11 protein-coding genes are annotated in these 16,217 nt (G+C 44.3%); 7 read left to right on the top strand and 4 right to left on the bottom strand.

All coding sequences use genetic code 11. The features are described from left to right. Positions 1-76: 76 nt before the first annotated feature. A complete protein-coding gene (locus B9Y77_RS11195) occupies positions 77-2,017 on the top strand; it encodes a GGDEF domain-containing phosphodiesterase (protein WP_085491695.1) in 1,941 nt (646 codons plus the stop codon). Positions 2,018-2,076: 59 nt separating this feature from the next. Here B9Y77_RS11195 and B9Y77_RS11190 read toward each other — a convergent pair whose 3' ends face one another. The 4 genes from B9Y77_RS11190 to pgi form a co-directional block, all read right to left on the bottom strand. Then, positions 2,077-2,913 carry a fibrobacter succinogenes major paralogous domain-containing protein gene (locus B9Y77_RS11190; protein ID WP_073424770.1) on the bottom strand — a complete coding sequence of 279 codons (837 nt, stop codon included), beginning with the start codon at positions 2,911-2,913 and terminating at the stop codon, positions 2,077-2,079. A 9-nt stretch (positions 2,914-2,922) separates the two neighbouring features. Beyond that, the gene (locus B9Y77_RS11185; RefSeq protein WP_085491694.1) at positions 2,923-5,085 is read right to left on the bottom strand and encodes a fibrobacter succinogenes major paralogous domain-containing protein; all 2,163 of its coding nucleotides are present in this window, start codon (positions 5,083-5,085) and stop codon (positions 2,923-2,925) included. Beyond that, on the bottom strand, positions 5,082-5,861 hold the full coding sequence (locus B9Y77_RS11180; protein ID WP_139829307.1) for a hypothetical protein: 780 nt from the start codon (positions 5,859-5,861) through the stop codon (positions 5,082-5,084). The genes B9Y77_RS11185 and B9Y77_RS11180 overlap by 4 nt, the downstream gene beginning before the upstream one ends. Before the next feature lie 437 nt (positions 5,862-6,298). After that, on the bottom strand, positions 6,299-7,963 hold the full coding sequence (gene pgi / locus B9Y77_RS11170) for a glucose-6-phosphate isomerase (RefSeq protein WP_085491691.1): 1,665 nt from the start codon (positions 7,961-7,963) through the stop codon (positions 6,299-6,301). Between the two features lie 218 nt (positions 7,964-8,181). Between pgi and B9Y77_RS11165 the strand changes: the two genes are divergently transcribed. The 6 genes from B9Y77_RS11165 (at position 8,182) to B9Y77_RS16245 (ending at position 16,102) form a co-directional block, all read left to right on the top strand. Further along, positions 8,182-8,880: an SIMPL domain-containing protein gene (locus B9Y77_RS11165; RefSeq protein WP_085491690.1), complete on the top strand. Its 699-nt coding sequence runs from the start codon at positions 8,182-8,184 to the stop codon at positions 8,878-8,880. Positions 8,881-8,882: 2 nt separating this feature from the next. Further along, positions 8,883-9,452, top strand: a complete 570-nt coding sequence (locus B9Y77_RS11160) for an HD domain-containing protein (RefSeq protein WP_073424775.1) — start codon at positions 8,883-8,885, stop codon at positions 9,450-9,452. After that, positions 9,452-10,561 (top strand): GTP pyrophosphokinase, encoded by a 1,110-nt coding sequence (locus B9Y77_RS11155; protein WP_073424776.1) that lies wholly within the window; start codon positions 9,452-9,454, stop codon positions 10,559-10,561. The genes B9Y77_RS11160 and B9Y77_RS11155 overlap by 1 nt, the downstream gene beginning before the upstream one ends. An 18-nt stretch (positions 10,562-10,579) precedes the next feature. Next, positions 10,580-12,580, top strand: coding sequence for a GTP-binding protein (locus tag B9Y77_RS11150; RefSeq protein WP_085491689.1), 2,001 nt, complete (start codon positions 10,580-10,582; stop codon positions 12,578-12,580). Between the two features lie 217 nt (positions 12,581-12,797). Continuing rightward, complete coding sequence (locus B9Y77_RS11145) at positions 12,798-13,547, top strand: hypothetical protein (RefSeq protein ID WP_085491688.1); 750 nt, start codon at positions 12,798-12,800, stop codon at positions 13,545-13,547. After that, the gene (locus B9Y77_RS16245; protein WP_085491687.1) at positions 13,511-16,102 is read left to right on the top strand and encodes an FISUMP domain-containing protein; all 2,592 of its coding nucleotides are present in this window, start codon (positions 13,511-13,513) and stop codon (positions 16,100-16,102) included. Before B9Y77_RS11145 ends, B9Y77_RS16245 begins: the two co-directional genes overlap by 37 nt. The last annotated feature ends 115 nt before the right edge of the window (positions 16,103-16,217 follow it).

The following is a 16,217-nucleotide window of genomic DNA, read 5'->3' as shown; positions in this document are numbered from 1 at the left end:
AAAATGTGCGTTTTTTCACCACTCGCGTGCACGAGATGGGGTTATACATTATATTTATGATATTAGGGTATTAGCAATGATAAATTTTCTGGATTACGCAAATCATGTCTTCTTTTTTCCGTCGCTGTTGGCGAGCGGTTTTTTGCTTTTTACGTTGGTGGCGCTTGGTGAAAAACAGAACCTGAAGAAAGTGCTTTTTTGGGGTGCTGTTTTTTCGCTGACCCCCTACATGATTTATTCGGACTGGATTTATCACGGGATGATGCATTTGCTTACGTGCATGATGGGCGAGGTTCCGTTATTGCTCGACGTGATAGTGGACTACATGAGCCGCGTCATTCTGATTCCTGTGGCGATTTTTGTTTTTGGGAAGGTGCTTTCGATTCACTGGTCGCCATCGCTGTTCATGCTTTCTGCGTCTGTCGGTGTGGGTTACCTCGGCATGGTGGTTGGCAAGACGCAGGTTGGCGCAGCCCTGGTAAACTTGGTTGCAATTTTCATTTGGTGGAAACTCCTTTGGAACGAGCTTTTATTTGTCCGTAACACGCAAATCTTTGCGCGCTTTGGGTTCTTGGGTTTTGTCACGTTATTTAGTATGCTAGTGAACCTCGCCATGTATGTGTGCGTGCGCATGATCGAGGTAACTCCTGAATTTTTGAATTACCTTGTCTTTGTATCGTGGTTCTTCTGGCTTACGCTTACGATTGCGGTGAAGCTTATTTTCAGGACGGTGCGCTTGACGCAGCAGGCGGAGATTGCGCGTAACCATGACAAGTTGACTGGACTCCCGAATGAACTTTTGTTTTCGAACTACGTGCAGGATTTGCTCTTTAGAAATCGCAAGAAACGTTATGCGTTTGTCGTTTTTGATTTGGACAACTTCAAGGCGTTTAACGAAAGGCTTGGTTTTGAAGAGGGCGATAATGCGTTGAAGTTCATGGCGGATACGTTTAGGTCGCTGTTCGGGGAGCGCTATGTGACGCATGTGTCGTGCGATACGTTCCGCGTGATATGTGATGCTGCCGAGGTGGAATCCAAGATCAAAGAAGCTCATGATAAAATTCGTAGCTCCTCGACTCAGGGCGTGCTCGAAATCAAGGCGGGTGTGTATGTGCAACGCGTTGAAAATGAAAATGTTGAACGTTGTTTTATGCGTGCGCGCCTTGCAGAGGCGACAACCAAGGGCGTTTACGATGAATATTTCGCAGTTTATGCCGATGAGATGGGCGCTCGCGAACGCCTGAAAATGTACCTGATTGCGCACATTGACGAGGCTGTGAAAAACGAATACATCAAGGTGTATTATCAGCCTGTCGTGGATATCAATACGAATAAGCTTTGTGGCTTTGAGGCGCTTGCCCGTTGGGATGACCCGGAACACGGATTTTTGCCGCCGTTAGATTTTGTCGGCATTCTCGAAGATGCGCATTTGATCCAGAAACTGGACTTGTTCGTGCTCAAGAAAATTTGCGAAAAGTATCGTGAGGAAACGAATCTTGGACACAAGTGCGTCCCGATTTCGTTTAACCTCTCGCGCTTGGACTTTAAGCTGAGTGATATTTACAAGGAACTCACGCGATTGACCAAGGAATATAATGTGCCGCATGAGATGATTCACGTTGAAATTACGGAATCGGTGCTTGATGGCGATGAGGACGGCTATATCCACGAACAGGTAGCGCGTTTCCAGAAGGATGGTTATGAGGTCTGGATGGATGACTTTGGCTCGGGCTTCTCGTCGTTGAACGTGCTGAAAGACTATGACTTTGACTTTTTGAAAATCGACATGATGTTCTTGCGAAACTTCACGGAAAAGTCCAAGGTGATTATCCGCGCCATTGTGGAAATGGCCAAGCTATTGCATATTGGAACGCTTTCGGAAGGCGTGGAAACGAAGGAACATTCGGACTTCTTGAAGTCGGTTGGATGCGACCGCGTGCAGGGTTATTATTTCTCGAAGCCGCTCCCGTATGATGAGGTGATGGCGGTGCTTAAAGAGAAAGGCGTGGGGATTTAGGAACCCGCAAATTTGAATACAAAAAAAAGCCGCAGCGGAGTGCTGCGACTTTTTGCTTTTTAGTTTTTCAGGCAGCGGACGGAGAATCCGTAACCTTTCAAGTCTGTACCGGGGCGGGCGTTAGTTTGCGTATCGATTGAAACGCGGTATGCTCCTCCGCTTGCGTCTTCGGTGCTGGTCCAGAAATTGGCGATTTGGTTGACATAGTAAAAACCGCCTTGGTTGTATCGGTAGCCTGCAGGGAGTACGGAAAAACCGTAAGCGTTTATGCCTTCGCCGCCTGCGGGCCACCCGTTACTTTGTGTTTTGAGCATGTTGCCGGCTATGGCTTCACCGCCCACAGATTTAAGCAACAGGTCGAACTCCTGTTTTGTGGGAAGGTGCCAGCCTTTAGGACATGCCTTGTTCGCTGCATCCCACGCATAAAGGCGACCATACTTGTGGTTGCCGAATTGGGCACAATTCTTTTCGGCGTTGTCGTAACACCAGCTGTTTTTCATCATTAGGGTGCTTTGATCTGTGTAATTGAGGTTTTCAGCCATCCATATTTGTTTGCCGATGGTTGTTGTGACGTATTGTTGCTTGTCTCGGGAATCTGTCATGGTACCCAAGGTTACAACGGGGATGACTATGGGCGTCGGAGTCGTGTTTGCATTTTGGCATACAGGATTGCCGACTTGTACCCAGTTGTTGCCGGAACAAACGAAGTTTGTTGTGCAGTTGTTGTTTGTGAGAGCCGTTGTGGAGCCTTCATAGCAAATTAATATAGGGGTCGGGGTGTTAGGAACGTCGGCGGTTGGGGCAGTAAAAGCGCTACCCCATTTATTTTCCCAGTCGGATTGATAGTCAGTGCAGGCGCAAAGTAAAATTGCTGAGATTGCAAATAAGTATTTCATGTCAACCTCCTAGAAAATGAATGTGATTCCGAATGCGACTAGACCTGCGGCGGCTAGCCCGATGGAAATGTTTCTGTATGTTTGGTTTTTGCCCGCATCGTCGTATCCTTTTTGGTATTCGGCAGCGTTGGCTGGCGGGTTGGCTGTTGCGTCTTTTGCCTTTTTGTTGAAGTAGTAGGCGAGTCCGCCTCCGGCGAGAGCTGCGCTTACACTGACGACTTGTTGCCATTTGACTTTTTTGAACAGGTCTCCAATGTTGTATGCGGATTCCGCTGCTTCGGTTGCTTGCTCCTGCTTTTGTTCTGGCTCGACAGTTGCCGTGGATGCTGGAACAGTTACTTCAGTTGCTACTGTAGCTTGTGCTGTGGCAGATGTGGAAGCTGCGGGCTCTGTAGCAACAACTTTTGTCGGAGCTGTGGATACTGGCGTTGCTGTTGTGGGTGCGCTTGCTGTGGTGACTGCAGCATTGTTTGTTGTTGCGGTGCGGGCTTCTTGAGCGGGTGTGGGTGCAGACTGGGTTTGGACGGGAGCGGGGGCTGGTGCAGGTTTTGCTCCTTGTACGCAACGAACGTTGTAATACATGTATTTTATTTCATCGTTGTTGTCTTTTATTTTTCTTTGAATATCTTTAATTACTTTGTTTGTGTATTCGATATTGCGTTTTCTTTCTCTTATGTCGTTTTCTGCTTTTAAAATTGTGTTGTTTGTTGTGAATCTAGTCTCTTTAAGTTTCTCTTTTTCGTCTTCAATGATTTTTTCGAGCTTTTTGATTTCGTTTTCTTCATTGGATATGTTTGCCGCGGCATTGTTTAGGGCGTTGTCATAACGCTTGTATGTTTCAAAATCTATTCCTTTTTCAAGATGATATTTGTCGTAGTCGTCTATACGACCGATATTTCCATTGGCTAACCAATAATAAACCATATTTTGGAAGGATTTGTGCTTTTGATTAAAGCTGAACTTTCGTAAATTGAATTTCCATTTTGAATTTAACGTTGAAGCGGATTGTGTTGTTTGTGCCAATTCATTAAATTGTTCTTCTGTGGGGAGCGTCCAACCATCTGGGCAAATGTTTTGTGCTTGTTCAAAAGAGTGTGCAAATCCGAGATAATGAAAGAAATCAAATATTTCTTTTGAAAATGGATTTGCATTATTGGTACAAAGAGACTTTCTGAGAGGGTCTCTGTCTATCTTGCTGCAAGGAATAGGATACTTTCGTAATGCGCTGTTTCTTCCTTCGGTTTTAGCGGTTTCTGTTAGATTTCGGTACCAGTTGGCAATGGGATCAATTAATGCTCCTGATCCTTTTATTTTTACATCTTGTGTTGCCCAGATTGTATTCCCGATTTTGATGCCGTTGGGTTGCCAAGACCAAATGTTGTCCTTGTTTTCACATTTAAAAATTCTTGGATCTTCGTTTAATGTGTATGTTTCATTGGCGTTAGCGGAAGAGCATTTTTTTGAATATGTGTCCAAAATTTCTGAACAATTGAGAATGTTAAAACCATTTTCAGCTTCTATTTTTTTATCAATGTCGGGGTGGGCTGAACAGAAAAATAATGCTGTTATATTGGAAATTTCAGAATTGTTGACAAAAGCTTTTGTTAGTTTTTTGGCGGAGCAACTTTCATCAGCGTAGCATTCAGGAGATTTTGGCGAGTTACCTAAAGATATTACCTTTAGTTTTTGACTTAGAGCTGTTTTTTGTGGATATAAAGGGTCTTGATCAATTTTATCGTATAGCCTAGAATAACCTTCGTGAATTTCTATTCCGAGGTGGACAGAGGGGTGTTTGTGTACATCTTTTTCAATTATTTGGTCAAGCATAGGCTCCCATTTTTCAATAGGACTTGTCATTAGCATATACTTGCATAATTCAATATTATTGTAATTTGCACAAGATAGAGGACGGATTTTATCAAGAAATCCTTCTGAACAATTGCTTATGATTTCGTAAGGTTTATTTCTCAGTTCCTCTCTGTATAATTTGACTGCTGAGGCAGGCGACATTGTCTCTGGACAGTAAATGTCTTTGATTCCAGCTTTTTTGAGGCTTATGGCTGTTTTGATGTCGCCGTTGTTGATTGCTTTTCTAAAACCAGCATGCTCTTGAGCCATCGCAAACTCGCTGATGACCGTTACAAGAATTAAATACAAAGCTAATTTTCTCATTTCAGTTTTTTCCTTGTATCAAGAGTTTTTTCATTCAAAAATGTTTTTAGGTCGGTTGCGCAGTTTGAAACTGCAGGAACATTCCAAGAAACATTGTCTATTTCAAAACCGTCTTTCTTTTTGCAGGTGTTCCAAAAATCACATTCATCTTCTACAATGTCTTGGAATCCTTTTTTCAGCGTGACTTCAAGAGTTGCTGTCATCTTTTGAGTACAACTACCTTTAGTTAATGGCGCAGTAAGGTAAATTTCTATTCCATATCCTTTTTTGGGGTTCCTTAAAGCGAGTATTCCTGCGTCTTCTTTGCCGTTAGCTGATTTTAGAATGTCTGCTGTTATGCCTAGATTTTCAATAGTTGGTTTGTCTCCGTTTACAAGGTAATCGTTCAATATGTCGATATAGCGGTTTGCCGCTGTGAATAGACGTTCTGCAAGATTTTTTGCAGAATATTTGTCGGAGTCTTTTTGAAGTTCCTTTTCTCGTTTTTCGTTCTCTTGTTGCTGCTGTTTTTTCCAGGCGTCAATTTCTCTTTGTGTACGTTCTTTTTCAGCCTTTTCCTTTGCTAGAACGTCTTTGCAATTGGGTTTTAATACGAAAAGTTTTTTTGATCCCTTGCAGGCATATTGATTCGGCTGATTTGTTACTCCGTGAACAGATCTGTTGACTCCGTCTTCGCATTCGTAATCGCAATATGGGGTTTCTAGTATGGGATTTATAGCGCATCTGCTAAATACGCATTTTACTACTTGAGAGAATCCTTGAGACGCCGTAATCATAATGATTATAGATCCCAGTAGAAAGAGTCTTTTAAAATTTGGACTAGTCATTTTGCTCCTTTTGTACTAGAGAGAATACGCTACAACGACCTGATTTTGATTTCAGGTTTTTATAAATTAATGGGGAAATAATTTGTTGTAAATTAAACTTTACGAACGGGGGGGTAATTGGTTTATGACCAACAATTGAGGTCTGCTGGAGGTTTGTGTACTATTACCCGTGCTTTCCATGAAGGAAAATGTAGAAAAAGTTACAAGAATGACAGATTTTTGCAACTTGTTTATGGAAGTTTGCAATGTGTGATATATGCGAAAATGCAAAAAAAGCCGCAGCGGAGTGCTGCGACTTTTTCTAATGCCTGGATCCTTCGACTTCGCTTACGCTTCGCTCAGGATGACAAAATTGCGCGGGGCTTTGCCCCGCTTCTTTCGTCTAATTAAGCCTGGTGAGCCTTATACCACTTGATCAGTCCGTTGGTGGAGCTGTCGTGGTGGAGTTCGGCGTCAGCCTTTGCAAGTTCCGGGAGGATCTTCTTGGCGAGCTGCTTACCAAGTTCAACACCCCACTGGTCGTAGCTGTTGATGTTCCAGATAACGCCCTGCGTGAAGATCTTGTGTTCGTACATGGCGATGAGTGCGCCAAGGCGTTCCGGGCTCACGTAGTCCATCATGATGGAGTTCGTCGGCTTGTTGCCTTCGAATACCTTGTGTGGAGCGAGGAATGCGATTTCTTCTTCGGACTTGCCGGCGGCGCGGAGTTCTTCCTGAGCCTGGGCGAGAGTCTTGCCGTTCATCAAAGCTTCCGGCTGAGCGAAGAAGTTGGAGAGCAACTTCTGGTGGTGATCGCCAATCTTGTTGTGGCTGTTTGCCGGGGCGATGAAGTCGCACGGAATCATCTTGGTGCCCTGGTGGATGAGCTGGTAGAAGGCGTGCTGGCCGTTCGTACCCGGTTCGCCCCAAAGGATCGGACCCGTCTGGTAGTTCACGCGCTTGGAATCGCGATCAACAGTCTTACCGTTGGATTCCATGTCTGCCTGCTGGAAGTAGGCAGCGAGGCGGTGGAGGTACTGGTCGTACGGGAGCATGGCGTAGCTGGATGCGCCGAAAAAGTTGTTGTACCAGACGCCGATGAGGGCGAGGATGACCGGGAGGTTCTTGTCGGCCGGAGCGGTCTTGAAATGCTGATCCATTTCGTATGCGCCCTGGTGGAGCTTCATGTAGTTTTCGAAGCCGATGCGGAGAGCGATGGAGAGACCGATTGCAGACCACAGAGAATAGCGGCCGCCAACCCAGTTCCAGAATTCGAACATGTTTGCAGTGTCGATGCCGAATTCAGAAACAGCTTCGGTGTTGGTGGAGAGTGCGACGAAGTGCTTTGCGATAGCGGACTTGTCACCGTTGAATGCCTTGAGGACGGCTGCCTTTGCGGTTTCGGCGTTCGTCATGGTTTCAAGAGTCGTGAACGTCTTGGAAGCAACGATGAAGAGCGTTTCTTCGATGTTCACCTTCTTGAGGGTTTCGGCCATGTGGGTGCCGTCGATGTTAGAAACAAAGTAGACTTCCGGAGAGTATTCGCCAGCGATCGGCTTTTCTGCATACGGCTTGAGGGCTTCGGTGACCATCACCGGACCGAGGTCGGAACCGCCGATACCGATGTTGACAACGTACTTGATGGACTTGCCGCTCTGGCCTTTCCACTTGCCGCTACGGACGAGGTGAGTGAAGTCTTCCATGTGCTTGAGCACGGCGCGAACTTCAGGCATGACATCCTTGCCATCGACGCAAATCGGATCGTTGCCCTTGTAGCGAAGTGCTGTGTGGAGCACGGCGCGCTTTTCGGTGGTGTTAATCTTTTCGCCAGCAAAGTACTTGGCGCGCATGTCTTCGAAGTTGGCAGACTTCAGGAGGTCCTGGAGCTTTGCCATGGTTTCGTCGGTGATGATGTTCTTGGAGTAGTCGAGGAAGAGTCCGCAGGCTTCAGCGCTGAACTTGTCGGCGCGAGTCGGGTCCTTCGCGAAGAGTTCCTTCATCTGCCAAGTCTTGGCGACTTCGGCATGGGCCTCGAGGGCCTTCCATTCCTTAGAATCAGTCAGTTTAGACATAGATTATCCTTTCCGCACTCGCGGGTTTTTGTTACGGGGGAAAATATAGAAATTAGAATGTGGTCTTTAGTCATTAGTTCTTGGTCATTAGATGTATAATCATGCTGTTGTCTTGGGTAAAAACCAACGATTAATGACCATTGACCAGTGACTACTAACTACTCAAGATTGTATATTAAACTTATAGCCGTGGGTGTTTTGCGGCGAAGGAGAAATATATGTCTAGAGTTAAAGAAGCTTTATTGTTGGCTATTGGTATTCTCGGGCTTGGCGCGTTCCTCTATTGCGCAATGATCCATACGAAAGATCGCGACCGTGTTGTGTCAGTCCGTGGGCTCTCGGAGCGCGAGGTCAAGGCGGATTTTGTGATTTGGCCGATTGTGTACAAAGAAGTCGGTAATGACCTTTCGTTGATTCATGATGCTGTGCAGACGAAGAATGCGACGCTTGCAAAGTTCTTGCGCGACAATGGTGTGGATACTGCTGAAATTAGTTGGTCTGCTCCAGAAATTGAAGATGCCCAAGGTGAACGTTATGGCGATAACCGCCGCCCGTTCCGCTACATTGCAACCGTGGTAACGACCGTTGCATCGAAGAATGTGGACCGCGTTCGTGAAATCATGGGCAAGCAAGGCGACCTTTTAAAACAAGGTATTGCTTTTGCTGGTGATGATTACCGCTACCGTAAAATTTACAGTTTCAATGGCTTGAACGAGATCAAGCCCACGATGATTGACGAAGCGAACAAGAATGCCCGTGCCGCTGCTGAAAAGTTTGCGACGGATTCCGAAAGCAAACTCGGTAAAATCAAGACGGCAACGCAGGGCCAGTTCTCCATTAGCGACCGCGATGAAAATACGCCGTTTATTAAGAACGTACGCGTCGTGACCAATGTCCAGTATTTCTTGGAGGACTAAGGATGGATACATCAGTTCTCGACAAGGCTATTGTTTTTGCGGTCAAGGCGCATGCCGGTACGGGTCGCCGCGGGAAAGGGTTCCCGTACATTGTCCACCCGATGGAAGCTGTGGAAATTGTAGCGACCATGACGGATGACCAGGAATTGATGGCGGCTGCGGCTTTGCACGATACCGTTGAAGATACGTCTGTTACGTTGGATGATATCAGTCGTGAGTTTGGGCCGCGCGTGGCAAAACTTGTGGAAGAAGAATCGGACGTATTCATGGAAGGCGTGAGCGAATCGGATTCTTGGCATTCCCGCAAGCAGGCGGCGATTGACCGCTTGGCACGAGCCAGTCGCGATGCAAAGATTGTGGCGCTTGGCGATAAGCTCAGCAATGCAAGAATTATTTACCGTGATTTTGTCCAAAAAGGCGATGAACTCTGGAAAATTTTCCACGTGACCGATATTAAGGAACACGAATGGCATTATCGCGGTTTGGCGGCATCGTTGAAAGAACTTGAAGGAACTTTTGCGTATGCGGAATTTACGGACTTGATTGAAAAGATATTTGGCGGTAGAAAATAATGAGCGAAGACTCTGTTGAAAAATATGGGTTGAATCCTGCTGAAACGATGATCCTTGAGGATTATCGCGAAAAGATGCCGATTTATGAACGGTTGAGAGATTTTGTTTGCGACTTGCTCAAGAAAAAAGTGGCAGAGAATAACATCTATGTGACTGCTGTTGAAGCGCGAATCAAGGCCGAAGCAAGCCTTGCCGAAAAACTTGAACGTAAAAATGGCAAGTACAAGTCTTTGACTGATTTGACCGATATTTTGGGTGCCCGCGTGATTGCGTTCTATAACGACGATGTGGATAAAATCGCAGCGCTTGTCGAGAGCTTGTTTGAAATTGACTGGAAAAATAGCGTTGACAAACGCAAAATGCACGAGCTCGACAGTTTTGGCTATAACTCGTTACACTTTATATGTACCATTCCGAAAGCATTGTTCGAAGATCCGGAGTGCCCTGAGCTCAATGAAATTCGATTTGAAATCCAGATGCGTACGGCTTTGCAACATGTGTGGGCAACGCTGGACCACGATACGGGTTACAAGTCGGGCTTTGAAATTCCGCATGAATACTTGCGCAATTTGAATCGCCTTGCGGGCATGCTTGAACTTGTCGATGAACAGTTCTGCAAGATTCGAACGGAAATTAACAATTACAGATATCATGTGCAGTCGCTTGTGCATTCGGGACGCTTTGATGAAGTGGCGTTGAATGGCGACTCGTTTACGAATTACCTGAAATTGCGACCATTTGACAAGCTGAACCAGCGCATTGCCGCAATCAACCAGGCTGAAATTCACGAGTCGTCGATGATGCCTTTTTTGAAGGCGCTGAAGTTCTTACGCTTTGAAACGCTTGCAGATGTAGATAAACTCATCAAGGAGGATTCCGATGATGCGTACCACTTGGCCGCATTCCAGCTTGCGAATACGGACTTGGACATTATCAATTCGTCGCTGGGTGTGATTAGCCTGCTTGTGGTGTACATCTTGAAAAAAGGTGGCGGTGTGGCGGGAATCCGGACGATTCTGGATGACCTTTATGGCGAATCTGCAAGCCACGAAGCTTGGGCAAATCGACTCTACAAGAATGCGCTGAAACTCTCGTTCATGAACCGGTAAAAATGTATCTTTGGGCTTATGAAACAGCCGATTCGAAATATTGCCATTCTCGCCCACGTTGATGCGGGCAAGACGACACTTTCTGAGAGAATCCTTTTCGCAGCGGGCGAAATTCACCGCCCGGGGCGCGTGGAAGATGGCTTAGCCACGATGGACTACATGCCCGAAGAAAAGGAACGCGGCATCACGATTGAAAGTGGCGTGGCGCATTTCGAATGGAAAAATACATGGTTCAATTTTATTGATACGCCGGGGCATGTCGACTTTGGTGCCGAAGTTGATATGGCGCTTACGGCTGTGGAAGGCGCAGTGCTTGTGGTAAGTGCCGCAAGTGGCGTTGAAACGCAGACGCTTGCGTCGTTCCGCAAGTTGCGCGAATCTCGCGTGCGTACAATTTTGTTCGTAAATAAGCTCGATAATCCCGATTACTCGCTGGATGAAACGCTCATCAACATTGAAGAAACGCTTGGCGTGCGCCCGGTGCTCATGTCTGTGCCGCAGTTTAAAAATGGCAAGATGTGTGCGATGCTCGATGTGCTGAGCCAGAGCCGTTTGGTGCATTCGGAATCGGGTGCGGAAGTTCTCGATGACGGTTGGGAATCGGATGCGGGTGCGGCGGAAGAGCGTGCGCTTTTAAAAAAGTATTACGACGAGGCTGTGGAATTTGCAAGCAACTTTGACGATGAAATTTTGTCGCTTGCACTAGAAAATAAGCCGGTGCCGCCGAAGATGCTTTTGCGCGGGCTCAAGGCTCTTGCCGCAAGTGATGAATATGTGATTTGTTATGCGGGTTCTGCGCTGGAAGGATTTGGCATTCGCAGCCTTGTGACGGCGCTTTCGTTCTTTTTGCCGGAAGTCCCGACGTTTGGTGAAAATGAGCTTGGGCAAGTTGTGCGCTTGAGGCATTTCCGTGGCGTGGGCGAGATTTCGCTGTTCCGCAGTCACGTGGATTTGTTGCATCGCGATTGGCCGGCGGGTTTTGAATTTTCAAGGCTTAAGGCGAATATGCTTTTGCCAGTGGATGAAATCCGTTCGGGCGATATTTATGCGATGGTCTCGCCGTTTGAAACGGAACTCGGGCAGGTGATTCGGTTAGATGGTTGTGGAATGTGCAGCGAGAGCGCGGAGCGAGATGCGGCGGGGAATGTTGTTGAAAATGTCGCGCTGAATGGGAATACCGCGCCATCCATCAGCGAAAATTATTTGCCGTTGTTGCAGACGCGTGTGGAATGTGTGCGCACGGAAGATTACGCCCACGTGGAGCGCAGCCTTTCGGTGCTTGCGCGAATGGACCCGAGTTTCCGCGTGCAAAAGGACGATGGCGGATTTTGGTATTTGCATACCGTGGGCGAGGTGCAGCTCGATGTTTTGCTTGCTCGTCTTAAGCGTGAATTTGGCTGCGAAGTGCGTGCCGGGAGCCCCGAGGTGCGCTGGCAAGAACGCTTGTGTCGAGAAGTGGGACCTGCTGAAAATACGTTCCAGATTGGTCCGCATAAAATGTCTATTAGCATCTCGGCTTCTCCGCTAGAAGGCGATGCTCATGACATCCGCCTGTCTGCGGAATTTATGGAAAAGGCTCCGCTTGAAATTTTGGCAGGCGTGCGCTCGGCGCTTTTGGAATCGACTGAAGTTGGTGTGCTCGGCAAGGGCCCGCTTGTGGGTGTGCGTTTTGAAGTCCATCGCTTTGAATGGACGGAGGGGGCGCTCCCGCCGATGATCAAGAAGTGCTGTGCCGATGCGGTGGCAAAACTCGTGAAGCCTGTAGATGTGCAGTTGTATGAACCTGTGATGGAACTTTCGCTCGAATGCCCGGTGAATTTTGCAGGGCTTGTGACGGGCGATATCCAGGCGCGTGACGGCAAAGTGAAAGAAATCGAAGGCGATGGCAAAACGCACTTTTTAAAAGCCGACGTGCCGCTTCGAAAAATTTTCGGATATGCTACGGGTGTTCGCAGCATCAGCAAGGGTACTGCGCTTTATAGCATGAAGTTGCTCGGGTATAGACCGGCGACGGTTTAATTAGTGTTACTCCATTCCTTGTAATAAAGTTCAAAATATTTGCTTCATGTAGAATCCAAGAAGGGTTACTGAAGAAAAAAGTTGTAGTTTAGGCTCGCAGAGTGTGAGTCTAATAGCAATATTTGTTTTTATTTGAAATGGAATTTGAAAGTATTTCTGAATTTAAATCTTTGAAACTAGAATTTGTTTAAATCAAGAACCCGAACAAATTTGACGGATGAACGGTTTAATAACGGCGATGAAAAACGTATATATTTTTTCAAAAAGATATATTTTTTATATAGCCATTATTGCTATGGATTTGTTAAATATGAAACTTTTTTGTTGCGTGCTATTGTGTTTTTGGGCAGCCTATTCTCTTGAAGGTTGCGGTTCTCAGTACGATTATTATACGGTAAAAAATAATATTGATCGTGTTGTGGTGAAATCTGCATCATGGAAATCTGCAGACTCCGCATTACTTGAGTTTATAAAAAAAGAAAATTTATACGATGCTTATTATTTTAGAAATTATACACCTCTTAGTAGTGAATTAAAAACGAAGTCAGAAGATTCTCTCTCTAATGTAGTCCTTGTTTCGGGAACGCTGAATAAATCTAATGAACCCTTTTCGATAAGTTTAAGTATTGTATTTGATGGTAATCCTAATGATTATTATAATGGTAGAACCCTAAATTCTATCCTAGTTGAAATCTATGGTTGTAGTGATTTTAATTGCAAAAATGCCCAAAAAGTGATTGTTCGTAATGACGATTATAGTGATGTAAAGCTTTTGAACAAGGGTAAATTTGAAATTTTGGACCCATCAACAAGTTTTTATTCTAGAGAAGATGGCTATGATTGTGATGTTACAAAACAGTATCATTTTCGTTTGAAAATTGATAAAAAAGATTTTTTGTTTGATATGGATGTTCAAAAGGGTGATGAAGAATGCCAACAGAGGGATATAAAATGTATTTTTTGTTGAATCGAAAAAAAAGCGTGTTTGCGTTCCTTGCCATAATCCTTTTTGGACTTGTTGGGTGCTATTATGAAGATATGTATTATGAAAATGCGGACACGGATTATGAAGTGGTAAAAAATCATAATTTGTATGGAGATTTCCCACTGCAGAACCGTATTTTATCGGGAAAAATTAGTATTTCTGAATATTATTTTAAAGCAAAAAATGTTTATGTTACTGAACTTGATAGTTCTTTGAATGAAGGAACGAAAATAGAGGGGGATATCGAAGGGGGTAAATTCTTTTTCCCGAAAAGATCTTATAAGTCTCCGTATGTCAAGATTTCTGTAGATGGAATATGGACTTCTGTTGGTAAATTGGAAACGTCTTTTTCTTTTGAAACATTGACGGATATCTCGAATGTGGATAGTGTTCTTGTACGATTGGTTAATCATCTTGAAGTGCTCAGGGTGAAAAATCTTGTAAAAGAAGGTTTCCCTTTTGCAGCGGCAAAATCGATTGCTTCGAATGAAATACAAAAGGAACTGTCTCTGCTTGAATCGGGATCATTTGTGAATATACCATTGGAAAAAATTCAAAATAAAAATGATGATATAATGGTGCCTGTTATTTTTATGGAAGGTGATTCTTTGCAATTGCAGGATAAGTGGATTTCTAGTTTTAGAAAAGATTTTGCTGATGGCAGTTGGGATGATGCAGAAACGAAAGTGGCTATTGCCGATAATTTGTTAGATAATTGGCTTGGATTTTATAAAAAATTTTTGTGGGATCGAAAGTGGGGTGATCCAAATAGTACAATGATGGCTTGGCAGATTTATAGTGGTTTGATAGATTATTTATATGGTCTAGAAAAATGCGATCCAAATTGGTCAGCTTATGCGATTTTAAATGAAAAATCGGTGTTCTTTGGAGATTCTGTTATTTGTGATAATAATTTGTGGCCATTTAAACGTTTGTTGACGGAACGCGAAAAGAAACTTGGTAGTTGCAGTTATTCAGGAGCTGAAGCCTACGTATATGAAGATGTTGATAGCGTCCATTATACTTGCGATCACCGTATAATGCTCAAGTCAAAAAATATAGGATACGAAGAATATTATAAGAGTCTTGAACAATATGAAGACCATTGGTCTGTATCTAGTGAGCAAGTTGTGCTGAATCATTATTTGGGCAAGTGTTGTTCGGGGTGTGGTCACACAAAGGGTGTGTTTAGGGGAACCGTTTATCAATGTGATGCGTATAGATCGACTTGGAACGCATTCAATCAAGATACATTAAGTTATTACTTAAATGTGTGTTCTGTCGGAGAATTATGGACTATTGATACATTGCATGGTAAAGAGTACGTTTGTACGACAAAATCCTGGCAACCGATAAATGATGAGTATAAATTTTTAGCTTCTGAAAAATCCTGTGATCGTGAGAGTGACCGTTATCGTGTAGTGAAAACGGATTCTAGCTATTATATTTGTGATAGTGTAGAGCTTAGAAGAGGTGTTTGGGCTTACACTTTTAAAGAGACTGATTCGACTCGTGCTCAAGAATATGAGTTTTGGGGAAAACAGGAACCTTGTAAAGACAATGATGAGTTGCGATTTGTTTCTTATAAAAATAATCTTTATCGATGCCAGAAAAAAGGGGACTCTTATAGTTTTGTAAAGACTGATAAGAAGACGGCCATAAATGCGTTTAGAAAAGCGTATATGGCAAAACAAGGACCTTGTGAATTTCCGCGAGATCGGTTTAGAAATGATGGGTTTAATGCTTTTGATGTGAGCTATTTTTATATATGTGATTTTGATGCAGATTCTAATTATGTTGTGAGGGAAGTTTCTCGTGAATCGATGTTAATTCATATAATTGAAGAAACTAAAAAGTTGTATCGATGCACAGATTCTGTTTTAGCATCTCGACCGTCTCCTGTCGAAATAATAGATGGCTCAATTACAGACCCACGTGATGGGCGGAAATATAAAGTTGTAACCATAGGCAATCAGGTATGGATGGCGGAAAATTTAAATTATTCTGATAGTTTATCGACGTTGAATCTTGCTGGAAATTCGTGGTGCTATGATAATGAAGCTGAATCTTGTACAAAGTACGGCCGTCTTTATTCATGGAGTGCTGCGTTGAATTTGGATTCGTCCTATAATGACAAAAATGCATATCTTGATATATGTTTGCCTGTTCAGGGTATTTGCCCTGATGGGTGGCATGTTCCAACAATGAATGAATTGGAAATCTTGATGGAATTTGATGATGCCAATAATGGAGATTTGGCGAAGGGTGTCGGGTTGAAGTCCGTGGATTTTTGGGACGATGGTGTGAATGAAGATTTGTATGGTTTTAATGCTCTCCCAGCTGGGTATTGGTCTGCTGGAAGGAATTGTGAATTCCGTGATTTGAATAAGCAAATTATATTGACTACAGTGGATCAGATTGTGCCTAATCGCGGAAGTAGTAATGAATGCTATAAGGCTGTGATTGGAGAAAACTATTATAGTTTTAAAATGAATAAGCGTGCTGGAGCGTCGCTTCGGTGTGTTAAGGATTTGTAAATGTTGTTGTGCTCGATATGGGTTACTTTTTCTTGCCAATAGCAGTGACACGCCAATGGATTGGCGTGGTGAAAAGTGCAAAGGATAAAAAGGAACTACATTCTTGCGGCTTTCG

Origin of the sequence: Fibrobacter sp. UWB13 (assembly GCF_900177805.1) — a bacterium.
In the GTDB taxonomy this organism is placed as follows: Bacteria; Fibrobacterota; Fibrobacteria; order Fibrobacterales; family Fibrobacteraceae; genus Fibrobacter.
This window is presented reverse-complemented; position numbering and strand designations above follow the sequence as displayed.

Bases quoted from the DNA above. Each gene is read 5' to 3' on its own strand.
- B9Y77_RS11180 (WP_139829307.1), bottom strand. From the start codon at position 5,861: ATGATTACGGCGTCTCAAGGATTCTCTCAAGTAGTAAAATGCGTATTT.
- B9Y77_RS11145 (WP_085491688.1), top strand. From the start codon at position 12,798: ATGAACGGTTTAATAACGGCGATGAAAAACGTATATATTTTTTCAAAA.
- B9Y77_RS11160 (WP_073424775.1), top strand. From the start codon at position 8,883: ATGGATACATCAGTTCTCGACAAGGCTATTGTTTTTGCGGTCAAGGCG.
- B9Y77_RS11195 (WP_085491695.1), top strand. From the start codon at position 77: ATGATAAATTTTCTGGATTACGCAAATCATGTCTTCTTTTTTCCGTCG.
- pgi (WP_085491691.1), bottom strand. From the start codon at position 7,963: ATGTCTAAACTGACTGATTCTAAGGAATGGAAGGCCCTCGAGGCCCAT.
- B9Y77_RS11155 (WP_073424776.1), top strand. From the start codon at position 9,452: ATGAGCGAAGACTCTGTTGAAAAATATGGGTTGAATCCTGCTGAAACG.
- B9Y77_RS11190 (WP_073424770.1), bottom strand. From the start codon at position 2,913: ATGAAATACTTATTTGCAATCTCAGCAATTTTACTTTGCGCCTGCACT.
- B9Y77_RS16245 (WP_085491687.1), top strand. From the start codon at position 13,511: ATGCCAACAGAGGGATATAAAATGTATTTTTTGTTGAATCGAAAAAAA.
- B9Y77_RS11150 (WP_085491689.1), top strand. From the start codon at position 10,580: ATGAAACAGCCGATTCGAAATATTGCCATTCTCGCCCACGTTGATGCG.
- B9Y77_RS11165 (WP_085491690.1), top strand. From the start codon at position 8,182: ATGTCTAGAGTTAAAGAAGCTTTATTGTTGGCTATTGGTATTCTCGGG.
- B9Y77_RS11185 (WP_085491694.1), bottom strand. From the start codon at position 5,085: ATGAGAAAATTAGCTTTGTATTTAATTCTTGTAACGGTCATCAGCGAG.